The organism is Pandoraea pnomenusa, from assembly GCF_000767615.3.
GTDB lineage: Bacteria > Pseudomonadota > Gammaproteobacteria > Burkholderiales > Burkholderiaceae > Pandoraea > Pandoraea pnomenusa.
Map to the genome: position 1 here is coordinate 4,527,499 of NZ_CP009553.3, position 19,754 is coordinate 4,547,252.

Here is a 19,754-nt window from a genome sequence, read left to right on the forward strand (position 1 = left end):
GCACACATCCCGCCATCTCCCTCACCCCGACAGCCGCATGTCCCTGCACGACGACCTGCCCACCCCGCCGCCATCCACGCCGTTGCGGCCCGCCGGACCGGTCGTTGGCGTGTCGGGACGCGTGCGACATGCCATCGCCATGCGCCTCGTGAGCCTGACGTCGGGGCCCGGTGCGCCGCGCCTGAATTACGACACACCGCCTGGCGATCCCGGCCTGTTCGGCCCCGACGCGGCCTGCTGGCAGGTACACGGCGACTTCACCTCGATGATGATCGGCGGCATCAGCGCGTTGCTCCTGCAATCGCTGCATCCGCTCGCGATGGCGGGGGTCTGGGACCACTCGACGTTCCGGCAGGACGTGATAGGCCGCCTGCGCCGCACCGCCACCTTCATCGGCGGCACCACGTACGGCAACACGGCCGACGCGCAGGCGCTGCTCGAACGCGTGCGTCGCATCCACCTCCAGGTCACGGGCATCGCGCCGGACGGCCGCCCGTACGCGGCGTACGATCCCGACTTGCTCACGTGGGTGCACGTGGCCGAGACGTCGAGTTTCCTGCGCAGCTATCTCGTCTACAAGGACCCGGGATTTGCACGCAGCGAGCAGGATCGCTACTACGCGGAGGTCTCGCGCATCGCCGTCGCACTCGGCGCGCGAAATGTGCCGATGAGCGTTGCCGACATCGACGACTACCTCGCCGGCATGCGCGCTCGGCTTTGCGCGAGCGAGCGCACCGAAGAGGTCGTGCGCGTGCTGCGCAATCTTCCGGCACCGTTCGCCGGCGCGCAGGTATTCAGTGGCCTGTTGTTCCGCGCGGGCATCGACCTGCTGCCCGACTGGGCGCAATCGATGCTGGGCTTCGACGATCGTTCGGCGCTACGCCGCCTGACGGTGCGGCCGGCCGTGCGTCACATGGCGCAGGTCGCGCGCTGGTCGATGCGCAACAGCGTCGCCCACCGCGCACGTCGGCGTGCGCTGGCGTCGCCCGACGTCGTCAACGTGCAGCCGTCGCTCGAGCGCTGACGGCTGGCGTCGCCTTCACACCACGCGCGGGTCCACGCGGTCCGCAGCCTGCCCCGGTCGGTCATTGCTTTCGTCGCGCACCGTATCGTCGAGGTGCGTGACGTCGGCCCAGCTCAGGACCTGCCAGCGCTGTCCGTCGTAGGCCAGTCGATTCACGCTTGCATTGAGCAGCGCATGGGTGCGCGGCTCGCCCAGGGCGAGCCCCGTGGCCAGCCGGTAGCAACAGTCGAGCACGCCGCCGTGCGCCACCAGCGCGAGACGTTGTCCCGCATGGTCGCGCAACAGTTGTTCGACGAACGCGGTGATGCGTTCATGGAACCCCCGCGTCGACTCACCGCCCGGAATCACGAAGTCCGGATCGCGACTCTGCCAGCGCGCGTAGTCCTGCGGATACAGTGCCTGGATCTCGTCCGGCACGTGCGTTTCGAAGGCGCCGTAGTGACGCTCGCGCAATTGCGGCGTGCGCACGAGCGGCAAGCCGCACGCGCGTGCAACGGGCTCCGCCGTTTGCACCGCGCGCCGCAGATCGCTCGTGAGCACGTGATCGAACACCGTTCCGTGCGCACGCACCTCGCGCGCCACACGCTCACCCAGCAACGCCGCCTGCCGCTCGCCCGCACGCGACAGCGCAATGTCCGTATGCCCCTGAATCCGCTTCACGCGGTTCCAGTCGGTTTCTCCGTGACGAATCAGGGTGAGCGTCGTGGTCTTGCCGGTCATCGAAGCCATTGCGTGGTGATTGTGTTCGGGAGTGACGAAGCGCCGGACCTCAGGCCAACTTCGGATTGAGCGTGTAGGTGCCCGTCACGCGCGCGCTGCCAAGCACGTGCGGCTTGATGGCGGCGAGCACGTCGTCGCCACCGAAGCGGCCCTCCAGCGGCACACGTTCGACGTCGAGGGCATACACGGTGAAGTGATAGTGGTGAAGCCGCGTGTCGTTCCACGGCGGGCACGGGCCGTCGTAGCCATAGTAGTCGCCCTTCATGCTCTCGTCGCCCGCGAACCATGCGGTGTAGTCGTTCACGCCGTGACGCATGCCGTCGAGCGCGTCCGGACCGAACTTGCCGCGCGGCGTGACGTGATTGCTGTGACTCGCCGCCGGAATTTCCGTGGTCGACGCCGGCACGTCGACAAGCACCCAGTGGTAGAAATCGACGCGCGGCAGATCCGACGGAACCTCCCGGCCCTCCTGGTTGACGTCGTCACCGCGGCTGGGCACGTCGCTGTCGGTGCAGATCACCACAAACGAACGCGTGCCTTCGGGGACGTCCGACCACGCGATATGGGGATTCTTGTTCTGCGACAGCGCAACATGCGACTGCGCATCCGGTTTGCCGAAGGCGAACTGGGCGTCGATGGCGCCATTGTCCTCGAACGAGTTGCTCCAGACTTTCATCGGTTTCTCCCAAGCATTGTGATTTCGGAACCGGTCGACGTTATCACACCGATGCGAATCACGTGCATGAGCTCGCGCAAATCCGCATGATTCCAGATGATTCCGAGCGATTTTCGAGATGGATCCGGGCGGGTACCCTCGCACCGTCCTCGCCTTGGCGCGCGGCGACGCCGCAGGCCGCGCGGCACGGGCAGGAACGTCGAGGCTGTCGGGAAGCCCCTGAACGCCCCGGAAGACCTCCGAGGCTGCTTGACGCTGCTTGACGCTTTCGGAGCACCGAGCGCGCGCCCGAGGGCGCTTCGCGTCAGGCCCCGTCAGGGCGCGTCTGAAGCCAGAACGTGACGGGCCCGTCGTTCACGAGCGACACGCGCATGTGAGCGCCGAACTCGCCCGTCTCCACAATGGGATGACGCGCTCGCGCCTGTGCCACGAAATGATCGAAAAGCCGCTGGCCGTCGGCCGGGCTGGCCGCCGGCGTGAAGCTCGGACGGGTCCCGCTGTTGGTGTCGGCCGCCAGCGTGAACTGCGAAACGAGCAGCAACCCGCCGGCCGCACCGTTGCCGTCGAGATTCGACACGCTGCGGTTCATCTTGCCCGCGTCGTCGGAGAAGACGCGGTAGCCGAGCAGCTTCGCGAGCAGTTTGTCGGCGCTCGCTTCGGTGTCGCCGCGCTCGGCGCACACCAGCGCGAGCAACCCCGGGCCAATCGCGCCGACGGTGCGCCCGTCGACCGTCACCGCGGCTTCGAGCACACGTTGAATCAACGCGATCATGATTGCGGCCGCAAAGGCAAAGACAACGGCCGAATCGGTGCGGTGCCCACGCTCAGGCGAGCGTCACGCGGGCAAAGCGGCGCTTGCCGACCTGCACGACGTAAGTCCCGGCGTCGATCTTCGCGCCCTTGTCGGAAACGGCTTCGCCGTCGATACGCACGCCGCCCTGCTCGATGTTGCGGTTGGCTTCCGACGTCGAGGGCACCAGACCCGCCTGCTTGAGCAACTGGGCAATGCCCAGGGGGGCGCCTTGCAGGGAAACTTCCGGAATATCGTCCGGCACGCCGCCCTTGGCACGCGCGTTGAAGTCCTCGAGCGCGCGCTCGGCGTCGGCCTGCGAATGGAAGCGCGCCACGATTTCCTGCGCGAGCAGCACCTTCACGTCGCGCGGATTGCGGCCGCCGTCCACGTCGCGGCGCAGTTGCGCGATCTCGTCGAGCGAACGGAACGACAGCAGCTCGTAGTAGCGCCACATCAGCTCGTCCGAGATGCTCATGAGTTTGCCGAACATCTCGCTCGGCTTCTCGCTGATGCCCACGTAGTTGCCCTTGGACTTCGACATCTTCTCGACGCCGTCGAGTCCCTCGAGCAGCGGCATCGTGAGAATGCACTGCGGCTCCTGGCCGTACTGCTTCTGCAATTCGCGACCGACCAGCAGGTTGAACTTCTGGTCGGTGCCGCCGAGCTCGAGATCCGACTCCAGCGCGACCGAGTCGTAGCCCTGCATGAGCGGGTAGAGGAATTCGTGGATGGCGATGGGCACGCCGCTCTGGAAGCGCTTGGTGAAGTCTTCGCGCTCGAGCATGCGCGCCATGGTGTAGCGCGAGGCAAGCTTGATCATGCCGTCGGCGCCCAGCTTCATCGACCATTCGCTGTTGTAGCGAATCTCGGTCTTGCTGCGGTCGAGCACCAGCGCGGCCTGCTCGAAATAGGTCTTGGCATTCGATTCGATCTGCTCGCGCGTGAGCGGCGGACGCGTGCTGTTGCGCCCCGACGGATCGCCGATCAGCGACGTGAAATCGCCAATCAGGAAAATGACCGTATGCCCCAGGTCCTGCAACTGGCGCATCTTGTTGAGCACCACGGTGTGGCCGATGTGAATGTCCGGCGCCGTGGGGTCCAGACCCAGCTTGATGCGCAACGGCTTGCCGGTGGCTTCGCTGCGCGCCAGCTTCTGCAGGAACTCCTCTTCCACGAGCAGCTCGTCGCAACCGCGCTTGGCGATCGCCAGAGCGGCCCGCGTGGCATCGGTGACGGGGTACTTCATTTCCGAGGTGAGTGCGTGTTCACTTGTCATAACATCATTGTCCAGACTGCTTCAGGGGATTCCCTTATTCAGTCAGTAGAGGCGGAGGCCGCGGCGGGTCTGCTATAATCGCCGCTCAATTCTCGGCTCGGGCCGAAGCGACGCCGGGTTGCCCCGGAATTCCGGCAGGCAATCTCGAAGCGTGTCGCTCCGCCCGGGCTTTTTCGTAAGTTGCGCAGAATTTTACGTGATGTGGCCTAAACTCCGTGATTTTTTTGCGCGTGAACTGCTGACCCTGATCGATCCCACGCAGCCCAAGCACCGTCGCAGAAAGGTGCAAATCGTGGCAACGGTCGGTTCGGCCCTGACGTTGGGAATGGTGACTGCATTCGGCGTGGCGCCCATGGTGCCCGAAGCGGCCCGCAACGGTGCGAGCGTGACGCTGCCGCTGACCTTCCCCGACCTGGCCCGGCAAATCCAGCAGCTCGACGCGCAATCCCAGACATTCATCCACCAGGTGGCGCTTCGGCGTGGCGAAACGCTGGGCGACATGCTCTCGCGCCTGTCGATCCAGGACCCCGCCGCCGAGCGCTTCATTCGCGACAATGCCGTCGCCCGACGCCTGATCGGCGTGCCCGCCGGGCAGGTCGTGCAGGCCGAAACCGACGACGACGGCAAGCTGGTCTCGCTCTCCACCGTGCTCTCGAGCGGCGCCACCGCCGCCCAGCAACTGGTGATCGAGCGCGACGACAAGGGCACGCTGCGCGCGCGCATGGAGCAACTGGCCAACGACACCGAATGGGCCATGCGCTCAGGGGCGATCGCCGGCAACTTCTTCACCGCCATGGACGACGCGGGCGTGCCCGATGCCGTCGTCGCGCAGATGGTCAGGATCTTCTCCGGCGTGATCAACTTCCAGCGCGACGTGCGCCGCGGCGATCGTTTCCGCCTCGTGTACGAAGTGATCAAGCAGCAGGACCGGACCGTTCGCACGGGACGCGTGCTCGCCATCGAGTTCATCAACCAGGGCAAGACACATCAGGCCATCTGGTACGCGGACCCGCAGGGCTCGCCCGAGGGGGCGTACTACGGCTTCGACGGCCGTAACCTCAAGCAGGCGTTCCTGCGCACGCCGGTCGAGTTCTCGCGGATTTCGTCGGCTTTCGGCGGACGCGAGCATCCGTTCCAACACCAGTGGAAAAAGCACCAGGGCGTGGATCTGGCCGCACCCATCGGCACCCGCGTGTTCGCCGCGGGCGATGGCGTGGTCACGTTCGTCGGCAAGCAGAACGGCTACGGCAACCTGATCGAGATCGATCACTCCGGCAACTTCCAGACGCGCTACGCCCACCTGTCCGGCTTCGGCCAGGGTGTGAAGGCCGGCATGCGCGTCACGCAGGGCCAGGTCATCGGATTCGTGGGCCAGACGGGCTGGGCAACCGGCCCGCACCTGCATTACGAATTGCGCCTCAAGGGGGTGCCGCTCAACCCGTTCTCGACGGACGTGGCTGCTGTAGCGCCGCTCACGGGCGCTCGCCTGAAGCTGTTCGACATGTACGCGGAGAACCTGCTCAAGCGCATCGACCTGATGCGCACCGTACAGGTCGCCGAGCGCGATTGAGGTATGCTGGAGACCGCACTGTGCGGGTAACGCGACGGGCTGCCGGATAGCCCGCGCGTCGCCCGCTCGGTGCGGCACCGATTTCCCCGGCTCCCATCCGCCCGCGCTTTCCCATGACCGACACCGCTCGTTCCATCGCCGCTTCGGCATCCTCCGGGTCAACGTCCCAATCGCCCTGTTTCATCGGCCTGATGTCCGGCACCAGCCTCGACGGCGTCGACGGCGTGCTCGTCGACGCGTCTGACGGCCGCGTGCTTGCGGAATCGTACCTCCCGTTCCCCCGCGACCTCCGGGAGACGCTGATGGTGCTGCAGGCGCCATCGGAAAACGAGTTGCACCGCGAAGCCCTGGCCGCGAATGCGCTGGTACGCATCTATGCCGACTGTGTCAACGAACTGCTCTCCCGCTCGGGGGTACGCGCCGAGGCTGTCGCCGCGATCGGCGCCCATGGGCAGACGATCCGGCATCGTCCGGGAGAATTCGACGGCGTGGGGTACACGCGCCAGCTCAACGCGCCCGCCCTGCTCGCCGAGCTCACGGGCATCGACGTGGTGGCCGATATTCGCGGCCGCGATGTCGCCGCCGGCGGCCAGGGCGCTCCGCTCGTGCCCGCCTACCACCAGGCCATGTTCGCCCATGCGAGCGAGACGCGCGTCGTCTGCAATCTCGGCGGCATCAGCAATGTGACGATTTTGCCGGCACTGGCGTCTGCGCAGCCGGTCTCGGGCTTCGACTGCGGACCGGGCAATGCGCTGCTCGACGGCTGGGCGGCGCGTCATTTGGGCACGGCCTACGACGATGGCGGCGCGTGGGGTGCGGGCGGACAGGTCGACCCTGCCCTGCTCGCCGCGCTGCTCAACGAGCCTTACTTCGCCCAAAGCCCGCCCAAGAGTACCGGCCGCGACCTGTTCCACGCCAAGTGGCTCGACGCGCATCTGGCGGCCTTCCCCGGCGTCGCGCCGGTCGACGTACAGGCCACGCTCGTTGCGCTCACGGCGCAGTGCGTGGCGAGCGACGTACTCCGCCACGCACCCGACTGCCGGGGCTTCTACGCCTGCGGCGGCGGGACGCGCAATCGCGCGCTCATGCATGCCATTGCGGCCCGACTTCCCGGCATCACGGTCGCGACGACCGAGGCGCTGGGCGTGCCGCCGCAGCAGGTGGAGGCACGCGCGTTCGCGTGGCTCGCGCAGCGCTGCGTGGCGCGGGAGCCCGGCAACCTTCCGTCCGTCACCGGCGCGAAGGGTCCGCGCATTCTTGGCGCGATTTATCCGCGCTGAACCACGGGTCGAACACTGCGTCCGTCATCCGCGGCGGACCGCTTCGCCCGCCCCCGCCCTTGTGAGACGCAGCCCAAACGCCGAAGGACGGCACCCAAATGCGGTGCCGATTTTCGGGGTTCGTGATTCCATGTGCCACTCTTGAAGCGTCATTTCGACATCTTTTTCGATGTCGTCCAGGACGTTCAACCTCAGTGGGCACCCATCATGGCCGAACCCGGTTGGCTTTACCCTTTCGAGGGGCTGAAGGACGGTTACCCCTCGAGCCGACAGTTCGAGGTCTGTCGAACTGCCGGCGGCGAAGGCAACGGCGTGCGAACGCTGGTTCCCTTCGCACGCGGACAACGCATCAGTCGCATGGCAGGACTGCTGTCCAGTCAGCGCAAACTGCACACCCTGCAGGTGAGCGAAACGACGCACCTCTACGATCCCCATTTTTCCGGGTTGCTGCTTCACTCGTGCGCACCGTCGTCCGTGCTGGACATGAAACGACTCGAGATCTTCGCGCTCCGGGATATTTCGGCTGGCGAGTTCCTCACCATCGATTACGCCTGCACCGAGGAGGTACTGGCGCGGCAGTTTTCGTGCGAGTGCGGCGCGCCGAACTGCCGGCGATGGATCACCGGGTTTCGGGAACTGCCCGATCAGGAAGGACAGAAGCGACTGGCGGCGCCTGCGGTAGAGCCCGCCCGGCAGATTTTGCCGTGAACCGCCCACTGTCCACGATGCTGCACGTCGACACCACGGCGGTGATGGGCGACCGCGGCACCACGGACGAATCCGGTGTCGTCCCCGCCATCCACTACAGCGCGGTTTTTGCCGCGGCCGACGAATCCGCCTTTGCGCGGATGTCGAGCACCCCACGGCATCCGAGGAACTACACCCGATACGGGAACCCGGTCCATGAGCGGATCATGGCGATCATGGCCGAGCTCGAAGGGACTGAAACCGCCCTCGTGACGGGCTCCGGCATGGGCGCCATGACCACCACGCTGCTCGCCTTGCTCGGCGCGGGCGACCACGTGGTGGCCCAAACGCAGCACTACATGAGCACGTCGCGAGTACTCGACACGCTGCTCGGCAAGCTCGGCGTGAAACTCACCCTCGTCGACGCGACGGATCCCGCCGCCATGGCCGCCGCACTGCGGGAGAACACGCGTGTGATCGTCATGGAATCGCCCGCCAATCCAACACTCGCGCTCACCGATATCGGGGCGGTCACGGCGCTGGCGCGAGCTAACGGCATTCTGACCGTTGCCGACAACACGTTTGCCACCCCTCTCAATCAGCGCCCCGCCGAGCTGGGGGTCGACGTGGTTGTGCACAGCGCCACCAAATACCTGGGCGGACACCACGATCTCACCGGCGGCGTGATCTGTACCAGCCACGCGCTGGCCGAGCGGATCTGGTTGACGCATTTGAGCGTCGGCTCGGTGCTCTCGCCCATGGACGCCTGGTTGTTGCTACGCGGCCTGCGCACCCTTCCATTGCGCATGGAGCGCGTCAATGCGAATGCACTGGCGCTGGCACAGTGGCTTTGCGATCAGGCGAAGGTGCGCGACGTGGTCTACCCCGGGCTCGAGTCCCATCCGCAATTCGCACTGGCCAGCCAGCAGATGAACGGCTTCGGCGGCGTGCTGACGTTCCGGGTCCGTCGCGGCGAGGCGGCGGCCAAACGCGCGTTGTCGGCACTTCGCATTCCCCTCATCGCGGCAAGTCTCGGAGGCGTCAACTCGCTCGCCATCCACGTGGCGACGCTTTGGCATGGCACCCTGAAAGATGCCGCATCGTCGGAGCGCATGCCGTCCGATCTCATCCGGTATGCGGTCGGCATCGAACATATCGACGATCTGAAGCGCGATCTGATGAACGCGTTACGCAGTGCCTGACGGTCGAGCGTCGCACCGGCAATCCGCGATGAACCAAAAAAAAGCCCCCTCGTGGAGGGGGCTTCCGTCTTGCCGCCCCGATGGGGCAGCCAACGCGTCTGTATCGCTCAGACCGAGAACGACGAGCCGCAGCCACACGTGGTGGTTGCATTCGGGTTCTTGATCACGAACTGCGCGCCGTTGATATCTTCCTTGTAGTCGATCTCGGCGCCCACCAGATACTGGTAGCTCATCGAGTCGATCAGCAGCGACACGCCGTTCTTGTCGAGTACGGTGTCGTCTTCGTTCACGTCTTCGTCGAAGGTGAAACCATACTGAAAGCCGGAGCAACCGCCGCCCTGCACGAAAACGCGCAGTTTCAGCTCAGGGTTGCCTTCCTCGTCGATCAGTTGCTTGACCTTGTCCGCGGCGCTGTCGGTAAAGACCAGGAACGCGGGCATTTCCGTGACGGCGGCCTCAAGCGGTGCGTTCATCGCAAATCTCCATAAATCGGTTCGGTATCATTCTATTCCTAATCCCCAATTTGTGCCGACGCTCGGAAAATCAAGGGGTTAGGGGCGATAAATACCGTTACGGCAGTACGGGAATATGGGTCAGGCCCATGTTTTCCGGCAAGCCGAACATCAGGTTCATACACTGCACGCCCTGACCGGACGCGCCCTTGACCAGATTGTCTTCGACGACGAGGATCACCAGCGTGTCTTCGTTGCCGGGACGGTGGACCGCCATGCGCACATAGTTCGACGCCCGCACCCAGCGCGTCTCCGGCATCGAGCCGGCCGGCAGCACGTCCACGAACGGCTCGCCCGCGTAATACGTCTCGAACAGCGCCTGGAAATCCGTGTCGCGGGCTTCCGGCAGGATCGTCGCGTAAAGCGTCGAATGAATGCCGCGAATCGTCGGCAGCAGATGCGGCACGAACGTCAGGCCCACCTCGTAACCGGCGATGGCTTCAAGCCCTTGCTTGATTTCCGGGTGATGGCGGTGGCCCTTCACACCGTAAGCCTTGAAGTTGTCGGCCGTCTCCGCGAGGATCAGCGACGTCTCGCCCTTACGACCCGCGCCGCTCGCGCCCGACTTGGCGTCGGCGATCAGATGCTTCGGATCCACCAGCTTGCGCCCGCCGGCGAACAACGGCGCATAACCGAGCTGTACGGATGTCGGGTAGCAGCCCGGCAGACCGATCACACGGGCGCGCTTGATTTGCTCTCGGTTGACCTCCGGCAGTCCGTAGACCGCCTCCTCGAGGATGTCCGGGCAAGCGTGCGGCATGCCGTACCACTTCTCGAATGTCGCGATGTCCTTCAGACGGAAATCCGCCGCCAGATCGATCACGCGCACGCCGGCGGCGAGCAACTCGCGCGCCTGCGCCATGGCCACACCGTGCGGCGTGGCAAAGAAGACGACGTCGCATTCGGTCAGGCGGGCGTCGTCGGGTGTGCAAAAGGCCAGGTCGACACGGCCTCGCAGGTTCGGATACATGTCGGCGACCGGCGTACCCGCTTCCTTGCGCGAGGTGATCGCCGTCAACTTCACTTCCGGATGCTGCGCCAGCAAACGGAGCAGCTCCACACCGGTGTAGCCGGTGCCGCCTACGATACCTACCTTGACCATGTCCTACCCCTTTCAATCGGAATCGCGATTCTATCAAGCTTCCACGACGCATGTGGGCCGGTGACGCATCGCACGCAATGCCTTCGCACCGGCGGAAACGCGCCGCACAATGAAAAAAGGCCGCGCGAGGCGGCCTTCTTTTGCACCTGCCGGCAGCAGATGCGAACAAGCACTCGTGCGATTAACGCTTCGAGAATTGCTTGCGACGGCGGGCCTTGTGCAGACCAACCTTCTTACGTTCGACTTCACGGGCATCGCGGGTCACGAAGCCTGCGGTCGACAGCGTCGGCTTGAGCGTCGCGTCGTAGTCGATCAGTGCGCGGGTGATACCGTGGCGAACCGCACCGGCCTGACCCGTTTCACCGCCGCCCGAGACGTTGACCTTGATGTCGAACGTTTCAGCGTGGTTGGTCAGCTCGAGCGGCTGACGGACGATCATCAGCGACGTTTCGCGAGCGAAGTACTCTTTGATCGGCTTGCCATTGACGACGATGTCGCCCTTGCCAGCCTTGATGAACACACGAGCAACAGCGCTCTTGCGACGGCCGGTGCCGTAATTCCAATCGTTTTTGAACATGGCGTGGCCCTTAGATCTCGAGCGACTTCGGTTGCTGCGCTTCGTGCGGATGATTGCCGTCGGCGTACACCTTCAGCTTCTTGATCATCGCATAGCCCAGCGGACCCTTCGGCAGCATGCCCTTCACGGCCTTCTCGAGCGCACGGCCCGGGAAACGCTCTTGCATCTTGCCGAACGTGGTTTCGTAAATACCGCCCGGGTAACCCGAGTGACGGTAGTACTTCTTGTCAGTTTGCTTCGCGCCCGTAACTTTCAGCTTGGCAGCATTGACGATGATGATGTAGTCACCAGTATCAACGTGCGGCGTAAATTCAGGTTTGTGCTTGCCGCGCAGACGGCGTGCCACTTCGCTGGCGACACGGCCGAGGACTTTGTCCGTCGCGTCAATCACAAACCATTCGCGCGTCACCTCTGCCGGCTTAGCGGAAAACGTCTTCATGATCGATCCAAATAAAATGCGTTTGCCCCATTAACACCAACTTCCTGCTTGTCTGCCGGCCGCGTCCTGGCGAATCGAGTCGCATGGCGCAGTCCTGTGCTTGCAGGCTCTCCCTGATGCTTTTTCCGTGGGCATTTCCGGAAAAGCCGTTGATTATACAGAAAAATCCACTCCCCGGTAAACGGCGTTTCCGGGCGCACAAAAAAAAACCCGAACCTCAATGGGTCCGGGTTAAATCCACCAAAGGAGGAGGGTGGAGGAGACACTTGCAGGATTGCTGTGAAGCACAACAACCAATGACTGAAGTGTAGCAAAGGCGATGGTGCAACGCAAGAAAATTTATAGTGCGAAATCAAACACCATAATGTGAAAAGAGAGGCACGGCCGAAGGATTACATAATTTCCATTAAAATCAATTATTTACACCAATTCTCGCCTTTCACCTCACCGTCCTGCGTAGCACCAAGCTTCTAAATTTAGGGTTTATCCCCCTGAAAAGCCGATCAAAAAAGCGCCAATATTGCGACGCAGCATCCCGGGACGCGAAGGTTGGCATTTCAGGGGCGCGAGCGGCGTCGTACGCGCGTCGGCGGAAGCCGCTACAATTTTCAGCTTGAATGAGATATCGGGGTTTCGAATGATGGAATGCAAGGTGAGCTGGATGGGCCAGGACGGCATGGCCTTTGTTGCGCAGACGGGCAGCGGGCACATTGTCGCGATGGACGGCGCACCGGAGGGCGGCGGCCACAATCTTGCGGCGCGCCCGATGGAGATGCTGCTCGTGGGCACCGGGGGATGCACCGCGTATGACGTGGTTCTGATCCTGAAGAAGAGTCGTGCCGAAGTGAAGGGTTGCAGCGTCACGCTCAAGGCCGAGCGCGCCAGCGAAGATCCGAAGGTGTTCACCAAGATTCACTTCCACTTCACGGTAACCGGCCGCAATCTGAATCCGGCAACGGTGGAGCGTGCCGTGACGCTCTCGCACGACAAGTATTGCTCGGCGTCGATCATGCTGGCCAAGACGGCGGAGCTCACGCACAGCGTCGAGATCGTCGAAGGCTGAATCGCCTGAGCAAACGCCGATCTTCGGAAAGACAAAAGGCTCCCTCGGGAGCCTTTTGCATTTGGTTCGGATGCAGAGCCGGCCGATAAGCCGGATTCTGTGAACGCGACTCGCGCCGCGCCTGACAATCATTCCTCTAGGCGACGCATCACTGCGCCGCTCAAGCTTCCTACCCGCAGGCTCCCGGGGGCCCCGTTGCCGGCACACGCACGAGGCGCATGCCGCTCACCTGCCTATTTGGAATTGCTCCGGGTGGAGGTTACCGTGCCGTGTGCGTTGCCGCACGCCGCGGTGCGCTCTTACCGCACCGTTTCACCCTTACCTGATCCACCTGACTTTCGTCAGGGGCCATCGGCGGTCTGTTCTCTGTTGCCCTGTTCCGCGTCTCGCGACGGATGGCCGTTAGCCATCACCCTGCCCTGTGGAGTCCGGACTTTCCTCCCCCTCCCGAAGGGAGGCGGCGATTGTCTGGCCGACTCTGCGGGGCGAAGTGTATCACGCATGCCCGCGCGACTGCCCGGGCGGACCATCGGGAACCGCTTGCGGACGCGCGGCCCGGCGGCGTTGCGCATGCCGTCCCTTTGGGACCTGGATGTGAGGAAAAGTGCCAGGCACGATACCGGGCGGCCCCGGACCTCAGGCAGACGCCTTCGGTCGCCGTCCCGGACGGAACACGACGGTATCGCGATAGAAATCCGGCGCCTCGTTCTCCGGCCACCAGCCCGGAATGCCCAGGACGGGCAGCGGCGCGAAGTCGCGGGTCGACAGCGGCACGTCGGCGAGCACCGGTGCGATCCGGGTGTCGAGCCACGCCCTGCGCGCACCCGGCGCCCACGCGAAATAGGCGGCCGGGACGTTCACGATCCACGCATGCGCCGTGACCGATTTATAGGGCGTGACGAGCTTTTCCAGCAGCGCATGACCGAACGGCTGGACCTCGCAGGCACGCCCCCAGTCGGCGCGACGCGCGACGAACAGCGTTTGCCAGTCGAACCCGCGCAAGGCGGCGGCCAGTGCCGGATCGCTACAGGCGAAGAGCACGGCATTCTCGTCGAAAAGCGTGGCGGCGTCGCGCGTGGCGCCCCGGACAGCCCTCACCCCGTCGCGCGCGATGGCGGCGGCCTGACGACCGTTGAGCGCCGCCTTGCCCTTCGGGTAGGTCAGCCAGATCAATGCATTGAAGAAATCGTGCAGATTCCGACGCGTTGGCACGCCCCCGGTGGCGGCAATGAACGCCTCGTACGCGATGTCCGTCGGCAAGTTCTCCTGCGCGACGAACCGCAGCGCGCGCCCGTGTCCGCTCACCAGTCCGGCGGCGGCGGCCTGCGACGAGACCGCTTCACGCCAATCCCCGCGCGCCAGCGCATCGTATGCACGCTGCGCCACGGACTCGAACCAGGGTTGCCGCCAGTCGATCTCCGGCAACCCCGCGACCGGCATCGACGCGCCCACCGATGCCGTGGCGCCTGACATCACCCCTTGAGCTTCCAGCCGATGGTCTCGCCGCCGCGCAACGGCACCACCGTCGCGTCGCCCATCGGCAGTTCTGCCGGCAGTTCCCAGTCCTCACGCACGAGCGTGATCTTGTCGGCGTTACGCGGCAGTTCGTAGAAGTCCGGGCCGTGCAAGCTGGCGAAACCCTCGAGCTTGTCGAGTGCGCCCGCCTTGTCGAACGCTTCGGCGTAAAGCTCCACCGCATGCAGCGCCGTGTAGCACCCGGCGCAACCGCAGGCGGCCTCCTTCACGCCACGCGCGTGCGGCGCACTGTCGGTGCCCAGGAAGAAGCGTGCGCTGCCCGACGTTGCCGCCTTCACGAGCGCTTCGCGGTGCGTTTCCCGCTTGAGTACGGGCAGGCAGTAGTAATGCGGACGAATCCCGCCGGTAAAGATCGCGTTGCGGTTGTATAGCAGGTGATGCGCGGTGATGGTGGCGGCGATCGGACCTTCGGCACTGGCGACGTAATCGGCGGCGTCCTTCGTGGTGATGTGCTCGAACACGACCTTGAGGCCCGGGAAATCGCGGCGCAGCGGCGACATCACCTTGTCGATGAACACCTTTTCACGATCGAAGATATCGATGTCGGCGCTCGTGACTTCACCGTGAACCAGCAACGGCATGCCGACTTCCTGCATGGCTTCCAGGGCGCCGCGGCATTTGGCCAGATCGGTCACGCCGGCATCCGAATTCGTCGTTGCGCCCGCGGGGTAGAGCTTCACGCCATGCACCAACCCCGACGCCTTGGCGCGACGAATCTCTTCGGCCGGCGTGTTGTCGGTCAGGTACAGCGTCATGAGCGGCTCGAACGTATTGCCGGCCGGACGCGCCGCCAGAATGCGTTCCCGATACGCCGAGGCAAGCTCCAGCGTGGTGACCGGCGGCTTGAGGTTCGGCATGATGATCGCGCGGCCGAACTGGCGGGCGCTGTCGGGCAGCACGCTCTTGAGCACGGCGCCATCGCGCACATGCAGGTGCCAGTCATCGGGACGAGTGATAGTCAGTTCGGTGGTCATGGACGTTTTCCGGGGGCTGGGAAGGCTCCTCGCCGCGGCGGACGGCGCGACCGGGCTCGCGTGGTGACGCGTCGGCGCGACGGACCCGATGGGCGGGAATGTACGTGCACAAGGGCCGGTGCTATGCTTGTGCAACCCCATATTGTAACGGCTGCGGCGCTCCGACACGACGTGCGAAGCCAATCATCGATTTCCCCGTACCATGTGCCAACTTCTCGCGATGAATTGCGCGGAACCGACCGACATCACGTTCTCATTTACCGGTTTCGCGGCACGTGGCGGGGGCACCGACAGCCACGCCGACGGGTGGGGCATTGCATTTTTCGAGGACAAGGCGTGCCGCCTGTTCATCGATCACCTGGCGGCGGCCAACTCGCCCATTGCCGAGTTGGTGAAGAAGTATCCGATCAAGTCCAAGAACGTCATCGCGCACATTCGCAAAGCCACGCAAGGGGTCGTTGAGCTGGAGAACTGCCACCCGTTCCAGCGCGAACTCTGGGGACGGCACTGGATCTTCGCCCACAACGGCGACCTGCACGACTACGACCCGTTCCTCTCCGGCGTCTACCAGCCGGTCGGCACGACCGACAGCGAGCGCGCCTTTTGCGACATCATGCAGGGATTGCGCAAGCGTTTCCCCGGTTCGCAGCCACCGCTCGACGAGCTGTTCCATGCCGTGGAGGACATTGCCCGCACGATCACGCGCCACGGCGTGTTCAACTTCGTGCTCTCGAACGGCCAGGCCCTGATCGCCCACTGCTCCACGCGCCTGCACTTCATCGCGCGTCAGTGGCCGTTCACCAAGGCGCACCTGATCGACGCCGACTGGGAAATCGATTTCGCCAAGTTCACCACGCCGGCCGACCGCGTGGCCGTGATCGCCACGGCGCCGCTCACCGACAACGAGGTCTGGACCACTTTCGAGCCCGGCGAACTGATTCTCTTCGAGAAGGGCGCGCCCACGCTTCGCACGATCGTGCCGATTCCGGAAGCCGTGCGGCTGCGCAACGCGCAGAACACGGCCTGCCTGTAACCGGGGCGCTCGCCGCCCTGGACGGCTTTCGCGGGCCCGCAAACCTCACCTCTGCCGCGCGCATAAAAAAGCGTGCCCGAAGACACGCTTTTTCCTTTGCGACGGCGGCGATCAGTGCAGGATCTTGGCCAGGAAGTCCTTGGCGCGGTCCGACTTCGGATTCGCGAAGAACTCATCCTTCTTGTCGTCTTCGACGATGATGCCCTGGTCCATGAAGATCACGCGGTTCGCAACCTTCTTGGCGAAGCCCATTTCGTGCGTGACCACCATCATGGTCATGCCTTCCTGAGCCAGTTCGACCATCACGTCGAGCACTTCGTTGATCATTTCCGGGTCGAGCGCCGAGGTCGGCTCGTCGAACAGCATGGCGATCGGGTCCATGCACAGCGCACGGGCGATGGCCACGCGCTGCTGCTGGCCGCCCGAGAGCTGGCCCGGGAACTTGTGCGCATGCGCCTTCAGGCCCACACGCTCGAGCAGCTTGAGGCCCTTGTCGCGAGCGGCTTCCTTGCTGCGGCCGAGCACCTTGACCTGCGCGAGCGTCAGGTTTTCCGTGATCGACAGATGCGGGAACAGTTCGAAGTGCTGGAACACCATGCCGACGCGCGAGCGAAGCTTGGCCAGGTTCGTCTTGGGGTCTGCCACCGAGGTGCCGTCGACGATGATCTCGCCTTGCTGGATCGGCTCCAGACCGTTGACGGTCTTGATGAGCGTGGACTTGCCCGAACCCGACGGGCCGCACACCACCACGACTTCACCCTTCTTGACTTCAGTGGAGCAGTCCGTGAGCACCTGGAACTGGCCGTACCACTTGGAGACGTTTTTCAGGGTAATCATTTCGCCAACCTCTTTTGAAGACGTTTAACCAACATCGAAACCGTGAAGCAGATCACAAAGTAGACCGCTCCGGCAAACACAATCATGGCAGGCAGCGTACCGTCGCGCTGACCCACCTGATACGCCATGCCGAAGAAGTCGGCCAAGGCGATCGCGTACACGAGCGAGGTGTCCTGGAACAGGATGATGCCCTGCGTGAGCAGCAGCGGCACCATGTTGCGAAACGCCTGCGGCAGCACCACGAGGCCCATTGCCTGCCAGTACGACATCCCCAGCGCGAACGCGGCGGACATCTGGCCGCGCGACACGCTCTGGATACCCGCGCGGATGATTTCCGAATAATACGCCGCCTCGAACAACGAGAAGGCGACCAGGGCGGAGACCATGCGGATGTCCCACGTCGGCGGCACGTCGAGCAGCGAACGCAGCACCTGCGGCACGATCAGGAAGAACCACAGCAGCACCATCAGCAGCGGGATCGAGCGGAACACGTTCACGTACAGGTCCGCGAACCACTTCAGAACGGTCACGCCCGACAGGCGCATCATCGCGAGCAGGGTGCCCCAGACGATGCCGACGATCACGGCAAGCACCGTGATCTGCAACGTCGTGACCATGCCCTTGATGAGCAGCGGCGCTGCGTCGATGGCGCCGCCCCATGCAAAGATCTCACCCATTATTTGCCCCCGATGTAGCCCGGCAGGCGGGTCTTGGCTTCGATGAAGCGCATGAGCACCAGCACCGCGATATTGATGATCATGTACGCGATCGTCACGGCGATGAACGATTCGTAGCTATGTGCCGTGTAGTCGATGAGCTGCTTGCCCTGACCGGTCAGTTCGAGCAGGTTCACCGTGGAGATCACGGCCGAGTTCTTGAAGATGTTGACGAATTCCGAAGTGATCGGCGGGATCACCACGCGAAAGGCCACCGGCAGCAGCACGAAGCGATACGTCTGCGGCAGCGTGAGGCCCATGGCCAGCCCGGCGTTCTTCTGGCCCTTGGGCAGCGAATTGATACCGGAGCGCACCTGCTCGCACACGCGGGCGGCCGTGAACAGGCCCAGGCCGATCACACCGGTGAGCAGCGAGACATTCGCCGGATTGAGCGAGAACAGCCACTGGCGAACCCCTTCCGGCAGGAAGTCAGGCGCGACGTAATACCAGAAGAACAACTGCACCAGCAGCGGGATGTTACGGAACAACTCGACGTATGCCGTCGCGAAGCCGGAAATCCATTTGTTTGGGATGGTGCGCATGACGCCGAGCACGGAGCCGACGATGAGCGCGATGATCCAGCCGCCGAGGCCCACCTCGAGCGTGAGCTTGAGGCCCGAGAGCAGCCACCCGAAGTAGGTGGTGTCCTCACCGGTCGCCACCGGCTGGAAGAAAAAACTGAAATCGAGACCGAGAGCCATGATCTCCCCTCTTCTACTTGTCTTGCTTAAAAAGAAGCGGAAGGATTGACTCCTTCCGCTTCAGCATTACGCAGATGCAGCGCTGTGAACGTTCAGCGAACGACCTGGCTGGTCCGGCTTACTTGGCGCCCTGAACGTCAGCATTGTCGTTCGGCGCCTTCCACAGGGCGGCCATCTCGGCCGACGGCGGGAAGTCCATGTTCACGCCGTTGAGCGCCGGGATCGGCTTCTGGAACCACTTGGCGTAGTCCTTCTGGGCCTGGCCCGACTTCTGGTAGTCGGCGACAGCCTTGTCCACCACCTTCTTGAAGGCCGGGTCGTCCTTGCGCATCATGCAGCCGTAGGCTTCGTACGATTGCGGCTTGCCGACGATGCTGTAGTCCTTGGCGTCCTTGAACTTGGCGCGCTCGCCCGCGAGCAGGGCGTCATCCATCATGAACGCGACGGCACGGCCCGAATGCAGCGTGATCGCCGCTTCGCCGTGGTCCTTCGCGCTGATGATGTTCATGCCCATGTTGTCTTTCTGGTTCATCTCGCGCAGCAGACGCTCGGAGGTCGTGCCCGCCGTGGTCACGACGTTCTTGCCCTTGAGGTCGGCGAAATCCTTCACGCCCGAGCTGTTCTTCGTCAGCAGGCGCGTGCCGATGATGAAGAACGTGTTCGAGAACGCGGCCTGCTTCTGGCGCTCGGCGTTGTTCGTGGTCGAACCGCACTCGAGATCGATCGTGCCGTTCTGAACCAGCGGAATGCGGTTCTGCGACGTGATCGGGGTCTGCTTGACGTCCAGCTTCGCCAGCTTCAGGTCCTTCTTGACTTCGGCCACGATGGCCATCGCCACGTCGTTGGCATAGCCCACGACATTGTGCTGGTTGTCATAGAACGAGAACGGAATGGACGACTCGCGGTTTCCCAGCGAGATGATGCCCGTGTCCTTGATTTTCTTGAGGGTACCGCTTTCCTGAGCTTGGGCGGCGCCCGCCATCAGGCCCACACAGCACATCGCCAATGCAATTTTCGAGAGGGTCATTCCTTGGTC

At 64.0% G+C, this 19,754-nt stretch carries 21 protein-coding genes and 1 other RNA gene; 7 read left to right on the top strand and 15 right to left on the bottom strand.

The window, feature by feature from the left end:
* The first annotated feature begins 37 nt into the window (after nucleotides 1-37).
* Nucleotides 38-1,024, top strand: coding sequence for an oxygenase MpaB family protein (locus tag LV28_RS44260; protein WP_023597490.1), 987 nt, complete (start codon nucleotides 38-40; stop codon nucleotides 1,022-1,024).
* Nucleotides 1,025-1,039: 15 nt separating this feature from the next.
* Here LV28_RS44260 and LV28_RS44265 read toward each other — a convergent pair whose 3' ends face one another.
* The 4 genes from LV28_RS44265 to tyrS form a co-directional block, all read right to left on the bottom strand.
* The gene (locus tag LV28_RS44265) at nucleotides 1,040-1,753 is read right to left on the bottom strand and encodes a histidine phosphatase family protein (protein ID WP_371328134.1); all 714 of its coding nucleotides are present in this window, start codon (nucleotides 1,751-1,753) and stop codon (nucleotides 1,040-1,042) included.
* 40 nt (nucleotides 1,754-1,793) lie between these two features.
* Nucleotides 1,794-2,420, bottom strand: a complete 627-nt coding sequence (locus LV28_RS44270; protein WP_025249805.1) for a YbhB/YbcL family Raf kinase inhibitor-like protein — start codon at nucleotides 2,418-2,420, stop codon at nucleotides 1,794-1,796.
* A gap of 304 nt (nucleotides 2,421-2,724) precedes the next feature.
* Nucleotides 2,725-3,192: a D-aminoacyl-tRNA deacylase gene (dtd, locus tag LV28_RS44275; RefSeq protein ID WP_023597493.1), complete on the bottom strand. Its 468-nt coding sequence runs from the start codon at nucleotides 3,190-3,192 to the stop codon at nucleotides 2,725-2,727.
* Nucleotides 3,193-3,244: 52 nt separating this feature from the next.
* Complete coding sequence (gene tyrS / locus LV28_RS44280) at nucleotides 3,245-4,489, bottom strand: tyrosine--tRNA ligase (protein ID WP_023597494.1); 1,245 nt, start codon at nucleotides 4,487-4,489, stop codon at nucleotides 3,245-3,247.
* A 199-nt stretch (nucleotides 4,490-4,688) separates the two neighbouring features.
* On the opposite strand from tyrS, the gene LV28_RS44285 reads away from it, so the two are divergent.
* From LV28_RS44285 to LV28_RS44300, 4 genes are all read left to right on the top strand, one after another.
* Nucleotides 4,689-6,059: a M23 family metallopeptidase gene (locus LV28_RS44285; RefSeq protein WP_023597495.1), complete on the top strand. Its 1,371-nt coding sequence runs from the start codon at nucleotides 4,689-4,691 to the stop codon at nucleotides 6,057-6,059.
* Between the two features lie 113 nt (nucleotides 6,060-6,172).
* Complete coding sequence (locus tag LV28_RS44290; RefSeq protein ID WP_081326955.1) at nucleotides 6,173-7,339, top strand: anhydro-N-acetylmuramic acid kinase; 1,167 nt, start codon at nucleotides 6,173-6,175, stop codon at nucleotides 7,337-7,339.
* Between the two features lie 357 nt (nucleotides 7,340-7,696).
* The gene (locus tag LV28_RS44295; protein WP_235210131.1) at nucleotides 7,697-8,047 is read left to right on the top strand and encodes an SET domain-containing protein-lysine N-methyltransferase; all 351 of its coding nucleotides are present in this window, start codon (nucleotides 7,697-7,699) and stop codon (nucleotides 8,045-8,047) included.
* Nucleotides 8,044-9,228 (top strand): trans-sulfuration enzyme family protein, encoded by a 1,185-nt coding sequence (locus LV28_RS44300; RefSeq protein ID WP_025249807.1) that lies wholly within the window; start codon nucleotides 8,044-8,046, stop codon nucleotides 9,226-9,228. Before LV28_RS44295 ends, LV28_RS44300 begins: the two co-directional genes overlap by 4 nt.
* 107 nt (nucleotides 9,229-9,335) lie before the next feature.
* Here LV28_RS44300 and erpA read toward each other — a convergent pair whose 3' ends face one another.
* The 4 genes from erpA to rplM all read right to left on the bottom strand — a co-directional run bounded on the left by erpA (nucleotide 9,336) and on the right by rplM (nucleotide 11,858).
* Nucleotides 9,336-9,701 (bottom strand): iron-sulfur cluster insertion protein ErpA, encoded by a 366-nt coding sequence (gene erpA / locus LV28_RS44305; protein WP_023597499.1) that lies wholly within the window; start codon nucleotides 9,699-9,701, stop codon nucleotides 9,336-9,338.
* A gap of 97 nt (nucleotides 9,702-9,798) precedes the next feature.
* Nucleotides 9,799-10,842 (bottom strand): N-acetyl-gamma-glutamyl-phosphate reductase, encoded by a 1,044-nt coding sequence (gene argC / locus LV28_RS44310; protein ID WP_023597500.1) that lies wholly within the window; start codon nucleotides 10,840-10,842, stop codon nucleotides 9,799-9,801.
* Nucleotides 10,843-11,023: 181 nt separating this feature from the next.
* Complete coding sequence (gene rpsI, locus LV28_RS44315) at nucleotides 11,024-11,419, bottom strand: 30S ribosomal protein S9 (protein WP_010805092.1); 396 nt, start codon at nucleotides 11,417-11,419, stop codon at nucleotides 11,024-11,026.
* A 10-nt stretch (nucleotides 11,420-11,429) separates the two neighbouring features.
* Nucleotides 11,430-11,858 (bottom strand): 50S ribosomal protein L13, encoded by a 429-nt coding sequence (gene rplM, locus LV28_RS44320; protein ID WP_023873145.1) that lies wholly within the window; start codon nucleotides 11,856-11,858, stop codon nucleotides 11,430-11,432.
* A 640-nt stretch (nucleotides 11,859-12,498) separates the two neighbouring features.
* On the opposite strand from rplM, the gene LV28_RS44325 reads away from it, so the two are divergent.
* Nucleotides 12,499-12,921: an OsmC family protein gene (locus LV28_RS44325; RefSeq protein WP_023873144.1), complete on the top strand. Its 423-nt coding sequence runs from the start codon at nucleotides 12,499-12,501 to the stop codon at nucleotides 12,919-12,921.
* A gap of 70 nt (nucleotides 12,922-12,991) precedes the next feature.
* Here LV28_RS44325 and rnpB read toward each other — a convergent pair.
* The 3 genes from rnpB to pyrC all read right to left on the bottom strand — a co-directional run bounded on the left by rnpB (nucleotide 12,992) and on the right by pyrC (nucleotide 15,431).
* An RNA gene (rnpB, locus tag LV28_RS44330) (RNase P RNA component class A) lies at nucleotides 12,992-13,401 on the bottom strand.
* Between the two features lie 156 nt (nucleotides 13,402-13,557).
* On the bottom strand, nucleotides 13,558-14,394 hold the full coding sequence (locus LV28_RS44335; RefSeq protein ID WP_052408624.1) for a DUF3025 domain-containing protein: 837 nt from the start codon (nucleotides 14,392-14,394) through the stop codon (nucleotides 13,558-13,560).
* Entirely contained in the window at nucleotides 14,394-15,431 is a 1,038-nt protein-coding gene (pyrC, locus tag LV28_RS44340; RefSeq protein ID WP_023597503.1) for a dihydroorotase, read from the bottom strand. Before pyrC ends, LV28_RS44335 begins: the two co-directional genes overlap by 1 nt.
* A gap of 202 nt (nucleotides 15,432-15,633) precedes the next feature.
* Here pyrC and LV28_RS44345 point away from each other — a divergent pair, with 202 nt between their 5' ends.
* Complete coding sequence (locus tag LV28_RS44345; protein ID WP_023597504.1) at nucleotides 15,634-16,464, top strand: class II glutamine amidotransferase; 831 nt, start codon at nucleotides 15,634-15,636, stop codon at nucleotides 16,462-16,464.
* Nucleotides 16,465-16,575: 111 nt separating this feature from the next.
* Here LV28_RS44345 and LV28_RS44350 read toward each other — a convergent pair whose 3' ends face one another.
* The 4 genes from LV28_RS44350 to LV28_RS44365 form a co-directional block, all read right to left on the bottom strand.
* Complete coding sequence (locus tag LV28_RS44350) at nucleotides 16,576-17,301, bottom strand: amino acid ABC transporter ATP-binding protein (protein WP_023597505.1); 726 nt, start codon at nucleotides 17,299-17,301, stop codon at nucleotides 16,576-16,578.
* The gene (gene gltK, locus LV28_RS44355; RefSeq protein ID WP_023597506.1) at nucleotides 17,298-17,978 is read right to left on the bottom strand and encodes a glutamate/aspartate ABC transporter permease GltK; all 681 of its coding nucleotides are present in this window, start codon (nucleotides 17,976-17,978) and stop codon (nucleotides 17,298-17,300) included. Before gltK ends, LV28_RS44350 begins: the two co-directional genes overlap by 4 nt.
* Nucleotides 17,978-18,718, bottom strand: a complete 741-nt coding sequence (locus LV28_RS44360; protein ID WP_023597507.1) for an amino acid ABC transporter permease — start codon at nucleotides 18,716-18,718, stop codon at nucleotides 17,978-17,980. The genes gltK and LV28_RS44360 overlap by 1 nt, the downstream gene beginning before the upstream one ends.
* Nucleotides 18,719-18,836: 118 nt before the next feature.
* Entirely contained in the window at nucleotides 18,837-19,745 is a 909-nt protein-coding gene (locus tag LV28_RS44365) for a glutamate/aspartate ABC transporter substrate-binding protein (protein ID WP_023597508.1), read from the bottom strand.
* Nucleotides 19,746-19,754: the final 9 nt, after the last annotated feature.